Origin of the sequence: Paenibacillus sp. Aloe-11 (assembly GCF_000245715.1) — a bacterium.
GTDB classification, from domain to species: domain Bacteria; phylum Bacillota; class Bacilli; order Paenibacillales; family Paenibacillaceae; genus Paenibacillus; species Paenibacillus kribbensis.
In genome coordinates this window covers 11,600-27,463 of sequence record NZ_JH601059.1, presented here as the reverse complement: position 1 = coordinate 27,463, position 15,864 = coordinate 11,600, and the positions used below count along the sequence as shown (strand labels likewise).

Sequence of the window (15,864 nt, the reverse complement as noted above, 5' to 3'; positions counted from 1 at the left end):
AGGAGCCAGCCGTAGACTCTGATCGATTCTATGAGCCTTGGACGGGCAAAGCGGTTGAAGATAGCCCTTCCGAGATAAAGCACGAGCATGCTGCACCGGAAGTATGGGGATTTCAGCAGGAGGAAGCATGGACGGGAAGTGAGCCGAAGGTATCTGCTGTATCTGCCGATGTGGTGCATGATCCTTTGCAGTCTGAAGCACATTCCTCAGCAGAGCCGGGGAGCTATCTGGAGCCGCCGCAATTGGAAGCGAGCCATGTGGATGATTTTAGGCCTGAAGCGTCAGAACAGGTGGACCATGCGATCCATGACACCATTGCCGACGAGAAGCCGGAGATGCGCGTAGCGCTTAACAGCAAAAAGGACGAAGGAGCAGACGAGCCGGACACGGTTGTCTACTCGTCGTTGCTGCAATCCAGCCGTTCGGTGAAAGAAGCGGAATACCAGCATCAGCTGGAACTGGAGCAGCAGCCGCAGGATCAGGATCAGAAAGCCGAAGAAGAGCGGGAGAATGCCAAGTGGAAAAACCTTTTTTTCCATACACAGGATGAAACGCCTTTCCGCAAGGTCCGCTTATGTATCGTGCAGCGTGAGGATACGCTGGAAACAATAGCTGATCGCTATCAGCTCAGTTCACGGGAGCTTCAATTGTATAACAGATTGGCGGAGCATCATGTAGAAGAAGGTCAGGTATTGTACATCCCTTGATCCAGCCGCCGAAAAATGCGCAGTGGGTGTTGACTATAGTCAAAGGGAAATGTATGATGTGGTATAGCTATTGAAAGACTGAGATCGGGAAGAGTAGGCAGAAAGCCCTTCAGAGAGTGGAATTGCAGCGCTGTGAGGTTCCACAGGAAGCTACTGGCCGAAGTCACCCGGGAGTCGCCTGTTTGAACGGTCCCTCATTTCATTCCAACGGAAGGTACGAGGTTCACGGTAGAATAAGGCCGGTCCGCAACCGTTATCTGCATAAAGTGTCACACCATGTGTAATGGATCAGTGGATACATACACGAGGGGTGAAACAAAGGTGGTACCGCGAAAGAACAGCCTTTCGTCCTTTGAGGATGAAGGGCTTTTTTTATTTGCCAATTGAAAAATCATGGGGGTATCCTGATATGTCAGAACAAGACAACAAGACAACCTTGGAAATGCCAACAACGTACGATCCGAAATCAGCAGAGAAAAAATGGTACAAAACGTGGATGGAGAAGGGTTATTTCCGCGCCGGACAACATCCAGAGGCAGAGCCTTTTACAATCGTTATTCCACCACCAAATGTGACGGGTATGTTGCATATTGGACATGCGCTTGATTTTACCTTGCAGGATATTATTATCCGCGCCAAGCGGATGCAGGGCTATGATGCCTTGTGGCTGCCAGGGGCAGACCATGCGGGTATTGCTACGCAAACCAAGGTAGAGCAGAAGCTGCGCGAAGAAGGTCTGACACGCTATGACTTGGGCCGCGAGAAGTTTTTGGAGAAGGTATGGGAATGGAAGGAACTTTATTTGGATAACATCCATAATCAGTGGGAGAAAATGGGTTTTTCTCTCGACTATTCTCGTGAGCGCTTTACGCTGGATGAGGGACTGTCCCAAGCAGTGCGCGAAGTATTCGTAAAACTGTACAAAAAAGGCCTCATCTATCGCGGTAAACGCATCATTAACTGGGACCCCGCCGCACGTACGGCATTGTCGGACATTGAGGTGGAATACAAAGAGGTGAACGGAAATCTGTATCACCTTCAATATCCACTGAAAGACGGCAGCGGATTTATTACGGTTGCCACTACCCGTCCTGAAACGATGCTGGGCGATACAGCTGTTGCTGTACATCCGGAAGATGAACGGTACAAGCAAATGATCGGCAAAACACTTGTGCTTCCGATTATCGGGCGGGAAATTCCGATCATTGCGGACGATTATGTAGATAAAGATTTCGGTAGCGGCGCGGTTAAAATTACACCAGCTCATGATCCGAACGACTTTGAAATGGGACAACGTCACCAGCTACCACAAATTACGGTCATGGACGAAACAGGAACGATGAATGCCGAAGCAGGCAAATATCAGGGCCTGGATCGCAGCGATTGCCGCAAGCAAATCGTCGCTGATTTGAAGGAACAGGGTGTACTCATTCGTATTGAAGAGCATGTGCATCAGGTAGGCCACAGTGAACGTTCAGGTGTGGTTGTGGAGCCTTATCTGTCTACACAATGGTTTGTAGAGATGAAGCCTTTGGCAGCCAAGGCGATTGAAGCGCAAAAGGCTGGCAACGGTGTGAATTTTGTACCGGATCGTTTTGAGCGTACTTATCTGCACTGGATTGAAAATGTGCGTGACTGGTGTATTTCCCGTCAGCTGTGGTGGGGACACCGTATTCCGGCTTGGTACGATGAAGAAACCGGAGAAATTATTGTATCGGCAGAGGATCCTACAACTTTGCCTGAATATGCTGGCAGAAAGCTAAAACAGGATGAGGATGTACTGGATACATGGTTCAGCTCTGGTTTGTGGCCGTTTTCGACATTGGGCTGGCCGGAACAGACCGAGGATCTCAAACGCTACTACCCGACCAATGTTCTGGTTACAGGGTACGACATTATTTATTTCTGGGTGTCGCGGATGATTTTTACCGCACTGGAGTTTACAGATGAGATTCCGTTCAAGGACGTGCTTATGCACGGTCTGGTTCGTGATGCGGACGGTAGAAAAATGTCCAAATCCCTCGGTAATGGTGTTGATCCGCTCGATGTAATCGACCAATATGGAACGGACGCTATGCGTTATATGATTTCCACCAGCAGCACGCCAGGACAAGACCTTCGTTTCCGCTGGGAACGAGTGGAGCAAGCCCGCAACTTTGCTAATAAAATCTGGAATGCGTCCCGCTTTGCGCTGATGAATTTGGAGGGTGTTACTGCGGCGGATATCGACATTACCGGTGATTTAGGCACTGCTGATCGTTGGATTCTCCACCGTCTAAACGAAACTTCACGCGACATTACGCGTCTAATAGATGCTTATGAATTTGGCGAGACAGGCCGCCTTCTGTATAACTTTATTTGGGATGATTTGTGCGACTGGTACATTGAATTTGCGAAGCTTTCCCTATATGGCGACAACGCAGAGGCGAAAAAGAAAACACAGTCTGTACTGGCATATGTACTGGATCGGACACTGCGCATGATTCATCCGTTCATGCCGTTTATCTCCGAGGAAATATGGCAGCATCTTCCGCATGAAGGCGAAACGATTACACTGGCTGCTTGGCCTGTGTATGATCCGGCTTTTGAGGATAAGGATGCGGTAGCTGAAATGAATTTGCTGATCGACGTGATTCGCTCCGTGCGCAATATTCGCGCTGAAGTCAACGTACCGATGAGCAAGAAGGTTGAATTGCTTGTAAAACCCGGTGATCAAGCCGTTCTCGATATCATTAACCGCAATGCGGAATATGTACGCCGATTCTGCAATACGTCCGAATTCGACGCGGGATTGGAGTTCTCCGTTCCAGATAAAGCCATGACATCTGTTGTCAGCGGCGCAGAGCTGTACCTGCCATTGGCCGGACTGCTTGATATTGCCCAGGAAATTAGCAGACTGGAAAAAGAGCTTCAGCATTTGAACAGTGAAGTGGAGCGCGTGGAGAAAAAGCTTTCCAACCAGGGTTTTGTGGCTAAGGCACCAGCTAAAGTCATCGAGGAAGAGAAGGCGAAACAAGCTGATTACTCAGATAAGCGCGCCAAGGTTATCGCACGTATTGAAGAACTCAAGGGATAATTTCACTCACTATAAAATGACCTGAAGGTGAAAAGGATGTCAGATACGAACAGGGGCGGCGAGGCTGCTCCTTTACAGAGCTATGATGAAGCAGTGGAATGGATCAATGGTTTAATTCCGTTTGGAATCAGACCCGGACTTGAACGAATCGAGCAGCTAATGAGCATGTTGGGTGATCCGCAACGACATTTGAAATTTGTGCATGTTGCGGGGACCAACGGCAAGGGCTCAACCTGTGCTTTTCTAACCTCCGTCCTAATGAAGTGTGGTTACGATGTCGGGACTTTTACGTCTCCATACATCACACGATTTACGAACCGTTTTCAATTCAACGGGACCGACATTCCTGATGAGACGCTGGTTTTGCTTGCCAATCGCCTGTACCCGCTGGTAAAAGAAATAGCAGCCAGTGATTTGGGATCACCCACGATGTTTGAGGTATCGACAGCACTGGCTATTCTGTATTATGCTACGGTGTCTTTTCCAGATGTTGTGGTATGGGAGACAGGTCTCGGGGGAAGGATGGATGTAACTAATATCGTGAGTCCTATCGTCTCGATTATTACGAATGTAGGCTATGACCATACAGACATTCTGGGAGATACGCTTGAGCAGATTGCAAGGGAAAAGGCCGGTATCATCAAGCCTGGCGTACCTGTCGTAAGCTGCGTTACCCAACCCGAGGCTATTCAGGTTATACGGGAAACGGCGGCAAGACAGGGAGCTACCCTGTATCTGGCCGGTGAACAGTTTACGTATGAACGGCTGAACGGGGACGAAACGGGTCAAACGTTTTCATTCGCTGGTCCTTTCCGGCACATGGAAATCGACATTGCGTTGTTAGGCGAGCATCAATGTGCTAATGCGGCAGGAGCTATGATGGCACTGGAGGTCCTTCGTCAGTATTTGGCCTTTGTGTTGGAGGATAACGAACTGCTGAAGGGCTTTAAACAAGCGGCTTGGGCTGGACGTCTCGAACAGGTCAGCACCTCCCCGAGAATTGTCCTTGACGGGGCTCATAACCCAGAAGGGGCACAGACGCTTGCAAAGAGTCTTCCCCAGCTGTATTTATACAGAAAACTGGTTTTAATGATGGGGATGCTGTCAAACAAGCATCATGAAGCATACTTGCAGCATATACTGCCACTAGTGGATACGCTTATCCTGACCGAGCCTGTTTTTCGCCGCAAAATGGATGCCGCTGAATTGGCTCATCTCGTGGAGAAGCTGCGGCTGTCTTATGCCAAAACGGATTTGAAAATTATTGTAGAAGGTGACTGGAAAAAGGCTCTTGGCCTGCTTCAGTCACATACGGAAGCGGAAGATCTGGGGGTGGTGTCCGGTACGCTGTATCTCATTGCGGATGTACGGGCTACCCTTATGTATCAAACCGATTCGGAAAAAGGTTGGTGAAATTTGTTGATTACTTCGGAACATGTTCATTTTATCGGTATCGGCGGATACGGGATGAGCGCGATTGCTCGGGTTATGCTGGAGATGGGTTATACCGTGACTGGCTCAGATGTGGCATCACAAGAGCTGACAGAAAAATTGGCGGCAAAAGGCGCAAAAATATATATCGGACACACCCCTGAACATATTGCAGGTGCGGATATCGTCGTCTATTCAACGGCATTGTCTCGCGACAATGTGGAACGGGTGGCAGCGGAAGAACTGAATATTCCAACGCTGCACCGTTCACAGATGCTGGCTCGCTTGCTTAACGAGCGTAAGGGAGTAGCTGTTGCAGGAGCGCACGGTAAAACCACAACCTCTTCGATGATTGCCTTGGTTATGGAGAGATGCAATGTCGATCCAACGTATATCATTGGCGGTGAAATCACGAATTTGGGTACGAATGCCAAAGCGGGCAAAAGCGAGTTTGTTGTTGCCGAGGCGGATGAGAGCGATGGCTCTTTTCTGCAATATCATCCGTGGCAAGGTATCGTAACCAACATCGAGGCAGATCATTTGGAAAATTACGATGGCGACTTTAATCGTCTGAAAAGTGCCTACGTACAGTTTTTGAGCCAAATACGGCCAGATGGTGCGGCTATTGTATGTGGAGATGATCAGAACATCCGCGAGATGATACCGCAGCTTCAAACTCGGGTCATTACCTACGGAGTGGAGCATGAAGCAGATTATATGGCGACAGATATCCAATTAGGCGACCGTCGATTAAGCTTTACCATGAGCCGGAAGGGGACAGAGCTCGGAACGATCGAATTGTCTGTGCCAGGTAGACACAACATGTACAATGCGATGGCGACTGTGATTTCATGCCTGGAAGCAGGAATTCCATTCGATCAAATCGCAGCGTCGATTCTGGAATTTCACGGAGCCAAGCGCCGTTTTCAAGTGCTGGGTGAAAGCAATGACATTCTGGTTATTGATGACTATGCGCATCATCCAACAGAGATTGAGGCTACGATTAGTGCAGCGAGAGCGACAGGCAAACGTATTATTGCCGTGTTCCAGCCGCAACGCTACAGCCGTACCTTTTTCCTGCTGGATGCGTTCAGCCGTGCGTTTAGTGAAGCCAATGAAGTCATTATTACCGACATTTATTCACCAGCAGGAGAAAAACAAATTGAAGGCGTGCATTCTTCCAAGCTTGTAGATTTGATCGTCCAAAACAGCAATGCCAATGCAATCTACCTGCCGACCAAAGAAGCTGTGATCGAGAAGTTGAAAGATCGGCTGCAGCCTGGTGATCTTGTGCTGACGATGGGTGCAGGAGACATTTGGAAAGCGGGCGACGCGTTAGCGCGCCATCTTCGCGGACAGCAAGCGTAATAAGTACAATATGTTAAGCTATACCGATGAATTACAGTATACAAAGGTATTCCGAACATTGAATATGTTTCGGGATACCTTTTCTTGTATTGCTGGAGGCATATTTTCTCAGCTTGACTCATACAACAAACTATGAGGAAGTATGGGACAAGGAGGGAGTGCATCCGTGAACAAGGCCAAGATGACATTCCGATTCGATCAACAGCTGCCAGAGACAAGCCAGGAGGAAAAGCTTCAGGTGCTTCCGTCCAAAAACGGGCCAGTTGCAAGCGAACGGCGTGAAGCGATTAGAGATACGGGACTACATCAAAATGAGAAGCAACTGCAAACCGTTAATCTGCGAGAAAGCACGAGACGGATTAGCTTGAGAGAAGAAAGTATTGAACATGCGCAAGAACCAAAACCTGATAAACCTGAGAGTGAGTATAAACGTAATACAACCCGACGTTTTGCTTCGTCGTTGAGGGTACAGGAGGGATGGGACGACCCTTTTGGCCGTTCGGCGGCTTCCTGGTCAGATGCAGACGTTCTGCCAGATGGCCGGGAAGAGGGGGGAGATGAGGAAACTTATCGTTATGGTCAAGAGTACCGGAAGCGACCGCCTCACCCCTCCAGATGGAAGCTGATCGGCTCAGTAGCCAGTGCGCTGGTGACTGGAGGGATGTTTGGATATATCATGCTGCTGCTGTTTAACGGAGGCGGAGTGGTCCCGGGATCAGAATCCTCGGCAGAGCAGGCCATACCAGTCTTTAATGAATCTGTTAGCACAGGTATACCGTCTGCAAAAGAGAATTCTAGCCCCGTCAATGTCGTAGCGACTCAAGTGCCTCCACAAACCTATTATTTGCTGCAGTACGGGGTTTTTAGCACTCCAGAACGGGCCTTGCAAGCCAAAGAAGAGCTGTTAAAGGCAGGCATTGCTGCCGGAGGGGATGCCGAGGACCAAAATCGGGTTTATGCAGGAATATCGCCAGACAGGGAGCAGGCCAAGCTGCTCAGCAATCAATTGAAGACACAAGGCGTCGAACTGTATGTTCGTGAGCTTCAATTGCCAGGATTGGAAAAAGCCGCTTATGGAGGCGAAGGCGAAAAGCTCACTGCCTTTTTTCAGTTAAGCAGCACATTAGTAAGCAAGTTGAGTGGACTTAGCTCATCTCTGCTCGGAGATGGCGGTCCAGCTGCGGTACCCGTCTCTGAAATGAAGGAGCTAAATGATCTGCATCAGCAGTGGACGCAAAATATCGCCGCACTTCCCTCCGGCCTTCCGAAGGAAGCGGCTGCCTCTGCAGCTTCACTGGAAAAGGCGATGAATAGTGCAGTCTCTGCACTTGGTGAATATAACAAGAATACTGCAAAGGAGCACATTTGGGAGATTCAGTCCTCAATGATGGAATATGTTTTGCGTGAGAATGAATTTATTCAATTCATAAAACAATAGATTAACCACACTTTCCGGCAAGGAACTGGAAATAGTTCCCCCTGCCGGATTTCTGTTTGTATTGCAGTACAAATCACCGTATAATAATGAAGGTGTCAAAAAATGGCGAGGGAAGATCAGGATGAAAAAAAATGTAGGAATGCTTATACTGTTTTTGTTGCTCGGTTGGCTTTTGGGTGCATGGATTGCCAAGGCCCTTCAATCGTTCAAAGTCCTTTCCTTTCTGACCCACCCCACTACGATATCCTGGTCGCCGAGAGCGGATCTGGATATTATTAGTTACAACATAACAATAAATTTTGAATTGAGCCTGCTTAGTCTGATCGGCATCATCGCCGCGTTCTGGCTGTATCGCAGGCTCTAACTGATGAAAAGGAGCTTCCCTTATGGACGGGAAAATTACGCCCCGCATTATTCTGGCATCGACTTCACCAAGAAGGAAGGAATTGCTCGCATTTTTGAGACTCCCCTTTGAGGTGATGCCAAGTCATGTGGATGAGAGCACGCCTGAGAGCTGGACGCCTCAGCAAATTGTGGAGACCCTTGCGGCACGTAAAGCCGAAGCGGTCGTGAACGTTGCCGCTCAGTCCGAAGAAGCTGGACTGGTGATTGGGAGTGATACCATTGTCGTGCTGGATGGTTTGGTATTGGGCAAACCTGCTGATCATGCGGACGCGGTTCGTATGCTGACTGCATTGCAGGGAAGAACACACCTTGTGTACACCGGGGTGGCCTGTTTACATACCGTAACCGGCAAAACGCTTGTCAGACATCGCCAAACGGAGGTTACAATGAAACCTTTGAGCCATGAGCAAATTGTGGCATATGTGAATACAGGCGAACCGTCTGACAAAGCAGGAGCGTATGGCATTCAGGGTATGGGTGCTACGCTGGTGGAATCGATTCAGGGTTGTTATTTTAACGTCGTAGGATTGCCGCTTTCCCTGTTGTCGGACATGCTGTCCGACTTTGGAGTGAATGTGCTGCGTCCTTAAAGGGGATAAACATATGTTGGAGTCGCCGATACCGATGCTTCGCGACCTCCCCCATGAAGAACGACCAAGAGAGCGCATGATGACATATGGGGCTGAGGCCTTGAGCAACGCGGAGTTGCTGGCAATATTGCTGCGTACAGGAACGCAAAATGAGTCGTCGGTGCATTTAGCGCAGCGTATTTTGCAGCAGGCGGGGAACTTGCGTCAGTTGGTGGATATGAGTCTGAACGAACTGACCCAGATTAAGGGCATTGGAAATGCTAAAGCGATACAGCTAAAAGCGGGTATCGAACTGGGACGCAGATTAGCATTGTCCCGCCATTTGGAGACCCCCGTGATCAGTTGCCCGCGGGATGTGGCAGATCTGTTGTTTGAACAACTTCGTTATTTGCAGAAAGAGCATTTTGTATGCCTGTTCCTAAATACTAAAAATCATGTCATTGCCCAGGAGACACTGTCTATGGGCAGCCTGAATTCCGCCATCGTGCATCCTCGTGAAGTGTTTCGGGCGGCGATCAAATGCAGTAGTGCTTCGATTATTTGCGCTCATAACCATCCGAGCGGTGATCCGAAGCCAAGCCCGGAGGATGTCCAGTTGACCCGCCGCCTGATGGATGCGGGCAGCATTGTGGGTATCGACGTGCTCGATCATATTGTGATCGGGGACGGGACCTTTGTAAGTTTGAAGGAGCAAGGTCTGATATAATATAATATTTAAATCAAACATTTAAAACACGACCGGCTAAGCCGGCCTGAATAAACCGTTTATACATGGATAACAGATTTCAGGGAAGAGAAAAGGAGATTACATCATGCTGGGTGGCTTTACAAAGGATTTGGGAATTGACTTGGGGACGGCAAATACGCTGGTATACGTAAGAGGAAAAGGAATTGTGGTTCGTGAACCATCTGTAGTCGCTTTGCGTACAGATACAAAAACCATTGAAGCTGTGGGTGAATCCGCGAAAAAAATGATTGGTCGCACACCGGGGAATATCCGTGCGATTCGTCCGATGAAGGATGGGGTCATTGCTGACTTTGATACGACAGCAACGATGATCAAATATTTTATCCGTCAGGCGCAAGCTCAACGTTCATTGTTTCCACGTCATCCCAACGTGATGGTTTGCGTGCCTTCAGGCATTACTGCGGTGGAGCAGCGTGCGGTTGAAGATGCGACAAAGCAAGCAGGCGCGCGGGAGGCGTACACGATTGAGGAGCCGTTTGCAGCTGCAATTGGTGCTGATCTTCCTGTGTGGGAGCCTACAGGCAGTATGGTTGTCGATATCGGTGGGGGTACAACCGAGGTTGCAGTCATTTCCTTGGGCGGCATTGTAACAAGTCGTTCTGTGCGTGTGGCTGGTGATGAAATGGATGAGTCCATCATCCAGTATGTGAAACGTCAATATAACCTGATGATTGGTGAGCGGACTTCAGAGCAGTTGAAAATGGAAGTTGGTTCCGCTATGCCATTAGAGCAGGTAGAGACATCGGAAATCCGCGGACGCGACCTGGTGACAGGTTTGCCGAAGACCATTACGATTACATCCGATGAAATTAGCGAAGCGTTGTCGGATACAGTGAATGCGATTGTGGATGCGGTCAAAGTAACACTGGAAAAATGTCCTCCCGAGTTAGCGGCAGACATTATGGACAGAGGAATTGTACTGACTGGCGGTGGGGCACTTTTGCGTAACCTGGACAAGCTGCTGGCGAGTGAAACCGGAATGCCAGTGATTGTAGCGGAAAATCCTCTGGACTGTGTAGCGATTGGTACGGGCAGAGCACTTGAAAATATCCACTTGTTCAAATCGCGGAGCAGTTCTGCCGTCCGTTCCAAACGTTGAATCGGGGGTGTAGGAACTGTTTAAGCTGTTTGGCAATAAAAGACTATTTATTCTATTGATCGGAATCGTTCTGTTTATTGCCCTTATGGGGATTACACTTGGACAGAGAAATTCCTTAACCTGGCCGGAGAAGTTCGCCAGAGATTCAATTGGCTTTGTGCAAGGTATCTTTTACAGGCCCGCTTCAGCAATAGCGGGCTTCTTTGAAGATATCGGAAATATGCGGAGCATCTATAAAGAAAACGAACGTTTGAAAATTGCGGTGGCACAGCTTACTACCGAGCAAATTCAAACCCGCAATTATAAAGAGACTAACGTCAGATTGCAGAACGAATTGCAGTTTACTCAGCAACAAAAGGCGAAAAATAATTATGATTGGCGTGTCGCCCAGGTTAACAGCGTGAGCAATGATTCCAAAACGCTCGTGATTGATATCGGATCAAAGGATGGAGCGCGAGTTGGCCAGGAGGTAAGGTCTCTGGATGGCTTTGTAGGAGTTATTAGCAGAACTGCAAATTTCACCTCTACAGTAACATTGCTGACTACTTTGGATCCTAAAAATCCAAATTCTTATGCGATAGCGGCTACCGCACTTGGGAAAGAGCAAACATTCGGCATGGTGGAAAGCTATGATCCAGTCACCAATACGTTTCAAATGACAAAAATTTCGGAAAATGACCCCATTGCCAAGGGGGATCAGATTATTACGTCCGGTGGTGGCGGGAAATTCCGTAAAAACCTGCTGATCGGCACGGTCGAAAAAATTCAGGTCGGAGAGTTTGGCCAAACACGGACAGCTATTATTAAACCGGCAGCCAGCTTTGTAGATTGGAAGGAACTGTTCGTTCTGTACACTCCTGAGGTACCGGAATAATGAAGATGCGCGGTCAGGTTTTAGTACTGCTGTTGTTTGTACTGTTTATAGCCGAAGGAACGATTCTTCCGTGGCTTCTTCCCGATAGCTGGCATTCAAGGATGGTTCCTAATCTTGTGTATGTCGTAATCTTGTTTGTATCTGTGTATTACAGCCGCCATATCGCACTAGTGCTGGGAATTGTATTTGGACTTATTCATGATGTAGTCTATTACGGATTTATCATTGGGCCCTATTCTTTTGCAATGGGATTGTCTGTATACTTATTGGGACTTGTTTTTACAGCCAGGCGTGCACCAATGCCCATTATGATGGCAGTTGTGTTGATTGGCAGCTTTCTGCTGGACTCTATGCTTTTTGCCATTGATCAGTTGTTCCAGCTGAACCATCAGACTTTCGACTGGGCGCTAGCACAGTATATGATTCCTGATTTATTTATCCATTTTCTGTTTGCCCTCATTATTTATGTACCCGTTCGCAAGCAATTGCAGCGTTTGGGTACCCGTGTGAAAAAAGAAGAGGCTGTCTAGGTCTTTTTTCACACATTTTGTCCGGGTTAGCAGGGATTTGACGTCCCGGGGACGAAATGATTGAAATAGGAGGGACAGGCTAATGGCAGTGAAATCGAATCATGTCACGATTAAAGGCATCAAAGACGGCCTGGTATTCCTGCTGGACGATCAATGCGAGTTTGAGGATTTGCTAGGTGAGCTGCGTTTTAAGCTGGAGCACAGTCATCAAAATATTTTAACAGGCCCGATCATTCATGTGGATATTAAGCTGGGAAGCCGGGAAGTGACAGAGGAACAAAAGGAAAGTATTCTGGAGATTTTGAAGCAGAAGGGGAATCTGCTCATACGGTCAATAGAATCTCCCGGGCTGCCTGTGGAAGTGCAGGGGAAGCCTCCTATTCATACGGTGACAGGGATTATCCGGTCAGGTCAAGTGCTTCATCATAACGGGGATTTACTCTTTTTAGGAGATGTTAACCCGGGCGGAATTATAACATGTACCGGTGATATCTATGTCCTTGGCGCTCTGCGAGGCATGGCACACGCAGGGATGGAGGGCAACAGCGAAGCGATTATCGCGGCCTCCTATTTTGCACCGACACAACTGCGAATTTCCGAAATGATCAGCCGTCCACCAGACGAATGGGAGACACGTGAATCCGGCATGGAGTTTGCGTATCTCAAGGATGGCGCTATGCAAATAGATAAAATGAGCAATATCGTGCGTCTGGGCCGCGATTTTAACGTGTTCAAAGGGGTGTAGCACATGGGAGAGGCTATCGTCGTCACTTCAGGAAAAGGCGGCGTCGGTAAAACGACGACGTCAGCCAATATAGGAACAGCGCTTGCACTGCTCGGTAAAAAGGTGTGTCTGGTGGATACCGATATCGGTCTGCGTAATCTGGACGTGGTAATGGGTCTGGAAAATCGGATTATTTATGATCTGGTTGATGTAGCCGAAGGTCGTTGCCGTTTAAACCAGGCTCTGGTCAAGGATAAGCGCTTTGAGGAGCTTTATATGCTGCCTGCCGCTCAGACTAAGGACAAGAGTGCTGTTACACCTGAGCAGGTTAAGGATATTATATTGGAGCTTAAAAAGGATTTTGAATATATATTGATTGACTGCCCTGCGGGTATTGAGCAAGGCTTCAAAAATGCCATTGCCGGGGCGGATCAGGCCATTGTTGTAACGACCCCTGAAAATGCTGCCGTACGCGATGCTGATCGGGTAATTGGTTTGCTGGAAAGCTCACATGTAATTTCACCCAAGCTGGTGGTTAACCGCATTCGTAACAGCATGGTTAAATCCGGGGATATGTTAGATATTGATGGGATTTTACAAGTGCTTAGCATAGACCTTATTGGGATCGTGCCGGATGATGAAATGGTGATCAAATCAGCCAATACAGGAGAACCTACTGTCATGAATCCAGATTCACAAGCAGCGATTGCCTACCGCAACATTGCGAGACGGATTTTGGGTGATACGGTGCCCCTCATGCAGATGGATCAGAAGAAAAGCGTGATGACACGCTTTAAGAAGTTTTTTGGTATGGGTGGATGAGTAAAGCCGTGAGTTTTGGCTGGGAGACACTCCGCGTGGTCCCTTCACTGTTTTCCCAAGGTAGAGGATGTAGTGAAAGGCATGGCGAAGATTTACAGGCTTTTAAAGCCATGCAATCTTTTTATTTGTGATACTGGACACTTAAATAAGTGGTAGTCTTATTTAAGTGTCTTTGTTTTGTCTTGCTATCCTACATACTAATGCATCCGGTGGATTTCACGCCGGTTTTTTTGGCTTTTCAGGAGCGTAATCCCGAACCGGACAACATAAGTTGAAGCCCGTCCTCATAAGATGTATCAAACATACCTCGCTGAGGGGGCTGAACAGGATGCATAAAAATTCCGGAATCAAGCAGCGTAGAGAAGAACGTATACAGCAGCTAATCGCGGGAGGCCAATCTGAACCATATTCCTCCGGTGTATATCAGGACAGGTACGGGAATAGAGAAATGAAGTCAATGCCCGTAATCAATGCAAATCGGCCCAGAGACCCGGAAACCGAATGGAAAAATGAACAGCAACGCTGGCGTCAATCTTTCGGAGAGAATCGGAGTCCGTCTTTTTGGACTTCTTTCTGGCGCAGATCAATAATGGCAACTGTGTTATTTGGAATGGTATGGGGATTGTTTCGCTGGGATATTCCCTATGCGGTGAATTTGAAAATGTTTATCGCAGATTCCTTGAATAAGGATATGGATTTTGCAGCCGCCAGACAATGGTATGGAACTTATTTTGACGGTGCCCCTTCCTTTTTACCGATTTTTGGCGAGGAGACTGAAACGCACAAGGTGAATGCGGGCCGAAAGGCTTTTGCGCCGATTGAAGGCAATATAACACAGCCGTTTGCACTAAGCCTTAAAGGGGTTGAAATTACGCCGAATGTTACCAGCAACGGGGTAGTCGCTGTTAAAAGTATAGATGCAGGACGTGTATTGGACATTTTGAATCATCCCAAAAGTGGAACTACAATTACGATTCGTCACACTGGTGGTATTACTGCAACATACGGAAGGCTTTCTCGCTCTACCCTAAAGGTAAACGACTGGGTTCAGGAGGGGGATGAGGTTGGTGTACTTTCAGCAAGCCATAGCGCCAATGAGGCGGTGACTCTGTTTTTTGCATTGCAGAGGGGGGATCAGTATATTGATCCGGCGGAAGTGGTAGCTCTTGATTAATGTCCGGGGTGTGACCTTATCACTGCATCCACTGTTTGTACTGGTCATGTTGACTTCTGTGTTGACTGGACATTTTATTGAGATCATGACCTTGTTTACACTGGTGTTTATCCATGAGTTGGGTCATGCGACAGCCGCTTCGTTGTTGGGGGCGCGAGTGCTTTCCATACAGATGCTACCCTTTGGAGGAGTGGCGGTCATTGAGGATCAGGGGAAGCTCAATGCGTGGAAGGAAGTTGTCATAGCGCTGGCTGGACCTCTGCAAAATGGAATCATGATCATCATCCTTTTATGGTTCAGAAATGTGAGCGGGGCTGAGCATGATTATGTAAATTATATTATTCAGGGAAATGCAGTGATTGCATTGTTCAATTTGCTGCCGATTTTGCCGCTGGATGGTGGAAAAATACTGCAGGCGTTGATCAGCTTGTTTCTTTCTTATCATCGTACGTTAGTGTGGACTTTTCGGGCCAGTATCGTGACGAGCTTGCTATTTTGCATGTATGGAATTTCTCCACTGTTAAGACAAAATGGACCTGTGCATTTAAATCTGCTGGCGGTAGGGATTTTTTTGCTTTATTCTAATATTGTGGATTATCGTAATATTCCTTACCGTTTTATACGTTTTTTGCTGGGGAGGGACGAGCTTTTTTACCGCGAAGCAGCTAAGGGAAGTATTGCCTTACCTATTGTATCCTTGCCAGTGAAACATTTGGAGCCTATTTTGCGTCTTTTTAGAAGAGATCGGTATCATATGGTTTACGTTATGAATGAACAGGGACGGATTGTAGCCGTACTGCCGGAGCAGCGCCTTATTCGCTCTTATTTTGCGGCACGTCCGCCAGATGGTGAGAAACCAAAGCTTAAATAAATGTTTT

General features: G+C 47.9%; 15 protein-coding genes and 1 other annotated feature. All 15 genes read left to right on the top strand.

The window, feature by feature from the left end; genetic code table 11:
- Nucleotides 1-707, top strand: a 707-nt coding sequence (locus WG8_RS28730; protein ID WP_007431706.1) for a LysM peptidoglycan-binding domain-containing protein, incomplete at its 5' end; no start/stop codon positions are given.
- Between the two features lie 71 nt (nucleotides 708-778).
- Nucleotides 779-1,063, top strand: a binding site (T-box leader).
- Between the two features lie 53 nt (nucleotides 1,064-1,116).
- Nucleotides 1,117-3,783, top strand: coding sequence for a valine--tRNA ligase (locus tag WG8_RS18290; RefSeq protein WP_007431705.1), 2,667 nt, complete (start codon nucleotides 1,117-1,119; stop codon nucleotides 3,781-3,783).
- 36 nt (nucleotides 3,784-3,819) lie between these two features.
- Complete coding sequence (locus tag WG8_RS18285) at nucleotides 3,820-5,196, top strand: bifunctional folylpolyglutamate synthase/dihydrofolate synthase (RefSeq protein WP_007431704.1); 1,377 nt, start codon at nucleotides 3,820-3,822, stop codon at nucleotides 5,194-5,196.
- Nucleotides 5,197-5,202: 6 nt separating this feature from the next.
- A complete protein-coding gene (murC, locus tag WG8_RS18280) occupies nucleotides 5,203-6,582 on the top strand; it encodes a UDP-N-acetylmuramate--L-alanine ligase (RefSeq protein ID WP_007431703.1) in 1,380 nt (459 codons plus the stop codon).
- Nucleotides 6,583-6,748: 166 nt separating this feature from the next.
- Nucleotides 6,749-8,020 carry an SPOR domain-containing protein gene (locus tag WG8_RS18275; protein WP_007431702.1) on the top strand — a complete coding sequence of 424 codons (1,272 nt, stop codon included), beginning with the start codon at nucleotides 6,749-6,751 and terminating at the stop codon, nucleotides 8,018-8,020.
- 121 nt (nucleotides 8,021-8,141) lie between these two features.
- Complete coding sequence (locus WG8_RS18270) at nucleotides 8,142-8,384, top strand: DUF4321 domain-containing protein (protein ID WP_007431701.1); 243 nt, start codon at nucleotides 8,142-8,144, stop codon at nucleotides 8,382-8,384.
- 22 nt (nucleotides 8,385-8,406) lie between these two features.
- Complete coding sequence (locus WG8_RS18265; protein ID WP_007431700.1) at nucleotides 8,407-9,015, top strand: Maf family protein; 609 nt, start codon at nucleotides 8,407-8,409, stop codon at nucleotides 9,013-9,015.
- Nucleotides 9,016-9,028: 13 nt separating this feature from the next.
- Nucleotides 9,029-9,721 (top strand): RadC family protein, encoded by a 693-nt coding sequence (gene radC, locus WG8_RS18260; RefSeq protein ID WP_007431699.1) that lies wholly within the window; start codon nucleotides 9,029-9,031, stop codon nucleotides 9,719-9,721.
- A 106-nt stretch (nucleotides 9,722-9,827) separates the two neighbouring features.
- Nucleotides 9,828-10,862 carry a rod shape-determining protein gene (locus tag WG8_RS18255; protein ID WP_007431698.1) on the top strand — a complete coding sequence of 345 codons (1,035 nt, stop codon included), beginning with the start codon at nucleotides 9,828-9,830 and terminating at the stop codon, nucleotides 10,860-10,862.
- Between the two features lie 49 nt (nucleotides 10,863-10,911).
- Nucleotides 10,912-11,736: a rod shape-determining protein MreC gene (gene mreC, locus WG8_RS18250; protein WP_306294966.1), complete on the top strand. Its 825-nt coding sequence runs from the start codon at nucleotides 10,912-10,914 to the stop codon at nucleotides 11,734-11,736.
- On the top strand, nucleotides 11,736-12,266 hold the full coding sequence (mreD, locus tag WG8_RS18245; RefSeq protein WP_007431696.1) for a rod shape-determining protein MreD: 531 nt from the start codon (nucleotides 11,736-11,738) through the stop codon (nucleotides 12,264-12,266). Before mreC ends, mreD begins: the two co-directional genes overlap by 1 nt.
- Before the next feature lie 82 nt (nucleotides 12,267-12,348).
- Nucleotides 12,349-13,011, top strand: coding sequence for a septum site-determining protein MinC (gene minC / locus WG8_RS18240; protein ID WP_007431695.1), 663 nt, complete (start codon nucleotides 12,349-12,351; stop codon nucleotides 13,009-13,011).
- A 3-nt stretch (nucleotides 13,012-13,014) separates the two neighbouring features.
- Nucleotides 13,015-13,812, top strand: a complete 798-nt coding sequence (minD, locus tag WG8_RS18235) for a septum site-determining protein MinD (protein WP_007431694.1) — start codon at nucleotides 13,015-13,017, stop codon at nucleotides 13,810-13,812.
- Nucleotides 13,813-14,140: 328 nt separating this feature from the next.
- Nucleotides 14,141-14,986, top strand: a complete 846-nt coding sequence (locus tag WG8_RS18230) for a M23 family metallopeptidase (protein ID WP_007431693.1) — start codon at nucleotides 14,141-14,143, stop codon at nucleotides 14,984-14,986.
- On the top strand, nucleotides 14,979-15,857 hold the full coding sequence (locus WG8_RS18225) for a M50 family metallopeptidase (protein ID WP_007431692.1): 879 nt from the start codon (nucleotides 14,979-14,981) through the stop codon (nucleotides 15,855-15,857). Before WG8_RS18230 ends, WG8_RS18225 begins: the two co-directional genes overlap by 8 nt.
- Nucleotides 15,858-15,864: the final 7 nt, after the last annotated feature.

Coding starts and splice junctions, on each gene's coding strand:
- WG8_RS18290 (WP_007431705.1), top strand. CDS start 1,117: ATGTCAGAACAAGACAACAAGACAACCTTGGAAATGCCAACAACGTAC.
- WG8_RS18285 (WP_007431704.1), top strand. CDS start 3,820: ATGTCAGATACGAACAGGGGCGGCGAGGCTGCTCCTTTACAGAGCTAT.
- WG8_RS18270 (WP_007431701.1), top strand. CDS start 8,142: ATGAAAAAAAATGTAGGAATGCTTATACTGTTTTTGTTGCTCGGTTGG.
- WG8_RS18265 (WP_007431700.1), top strand. CDS start 8,407: ATGGACGGGAAAATTACGCCCCGCATTATTCTGGCATCGACTTCACCA.
- radC (WP_007431699.1), top strand. CDS start 9,029: ATGTTGGAGTCGCCGATACCGATGCTTCGCGACCTCCCCCATGAAGAA.
- WG8_RS18255 (WP_007431698.1), top strand. CDS start 9,828: ATGCTGGGTGGCTTTACAAAGGATTTGGGAATTGACTTGGGGACGGCA.
- mreD (WP_007431696.1), top strand. CDS start 11,736: ATGAAGATGCGCGGTCAGGTTTTAGTACTGCTGTTGTTTGTACTGTTT.
- minC (WP_007431695.1), top strand. CDS start 12,349: ATGGCAGTGAAATCGAATCATGTCACGATTAAAGGCATCAAAGACGGC.
- minD (WP_007431694.1), top strand. CDS start 13,015: ATGGGAGAGGCTATCGTCGTCACTTCAGGAAAAGGCGGCGTCGGTAAA.
- WG8_RS18230 (WP_007431693.1), top strand. CDS start 14,141: ATGCATAAAAATTCCGGAATCAAGCAGCGTAGAGAAGAACGTATACAG.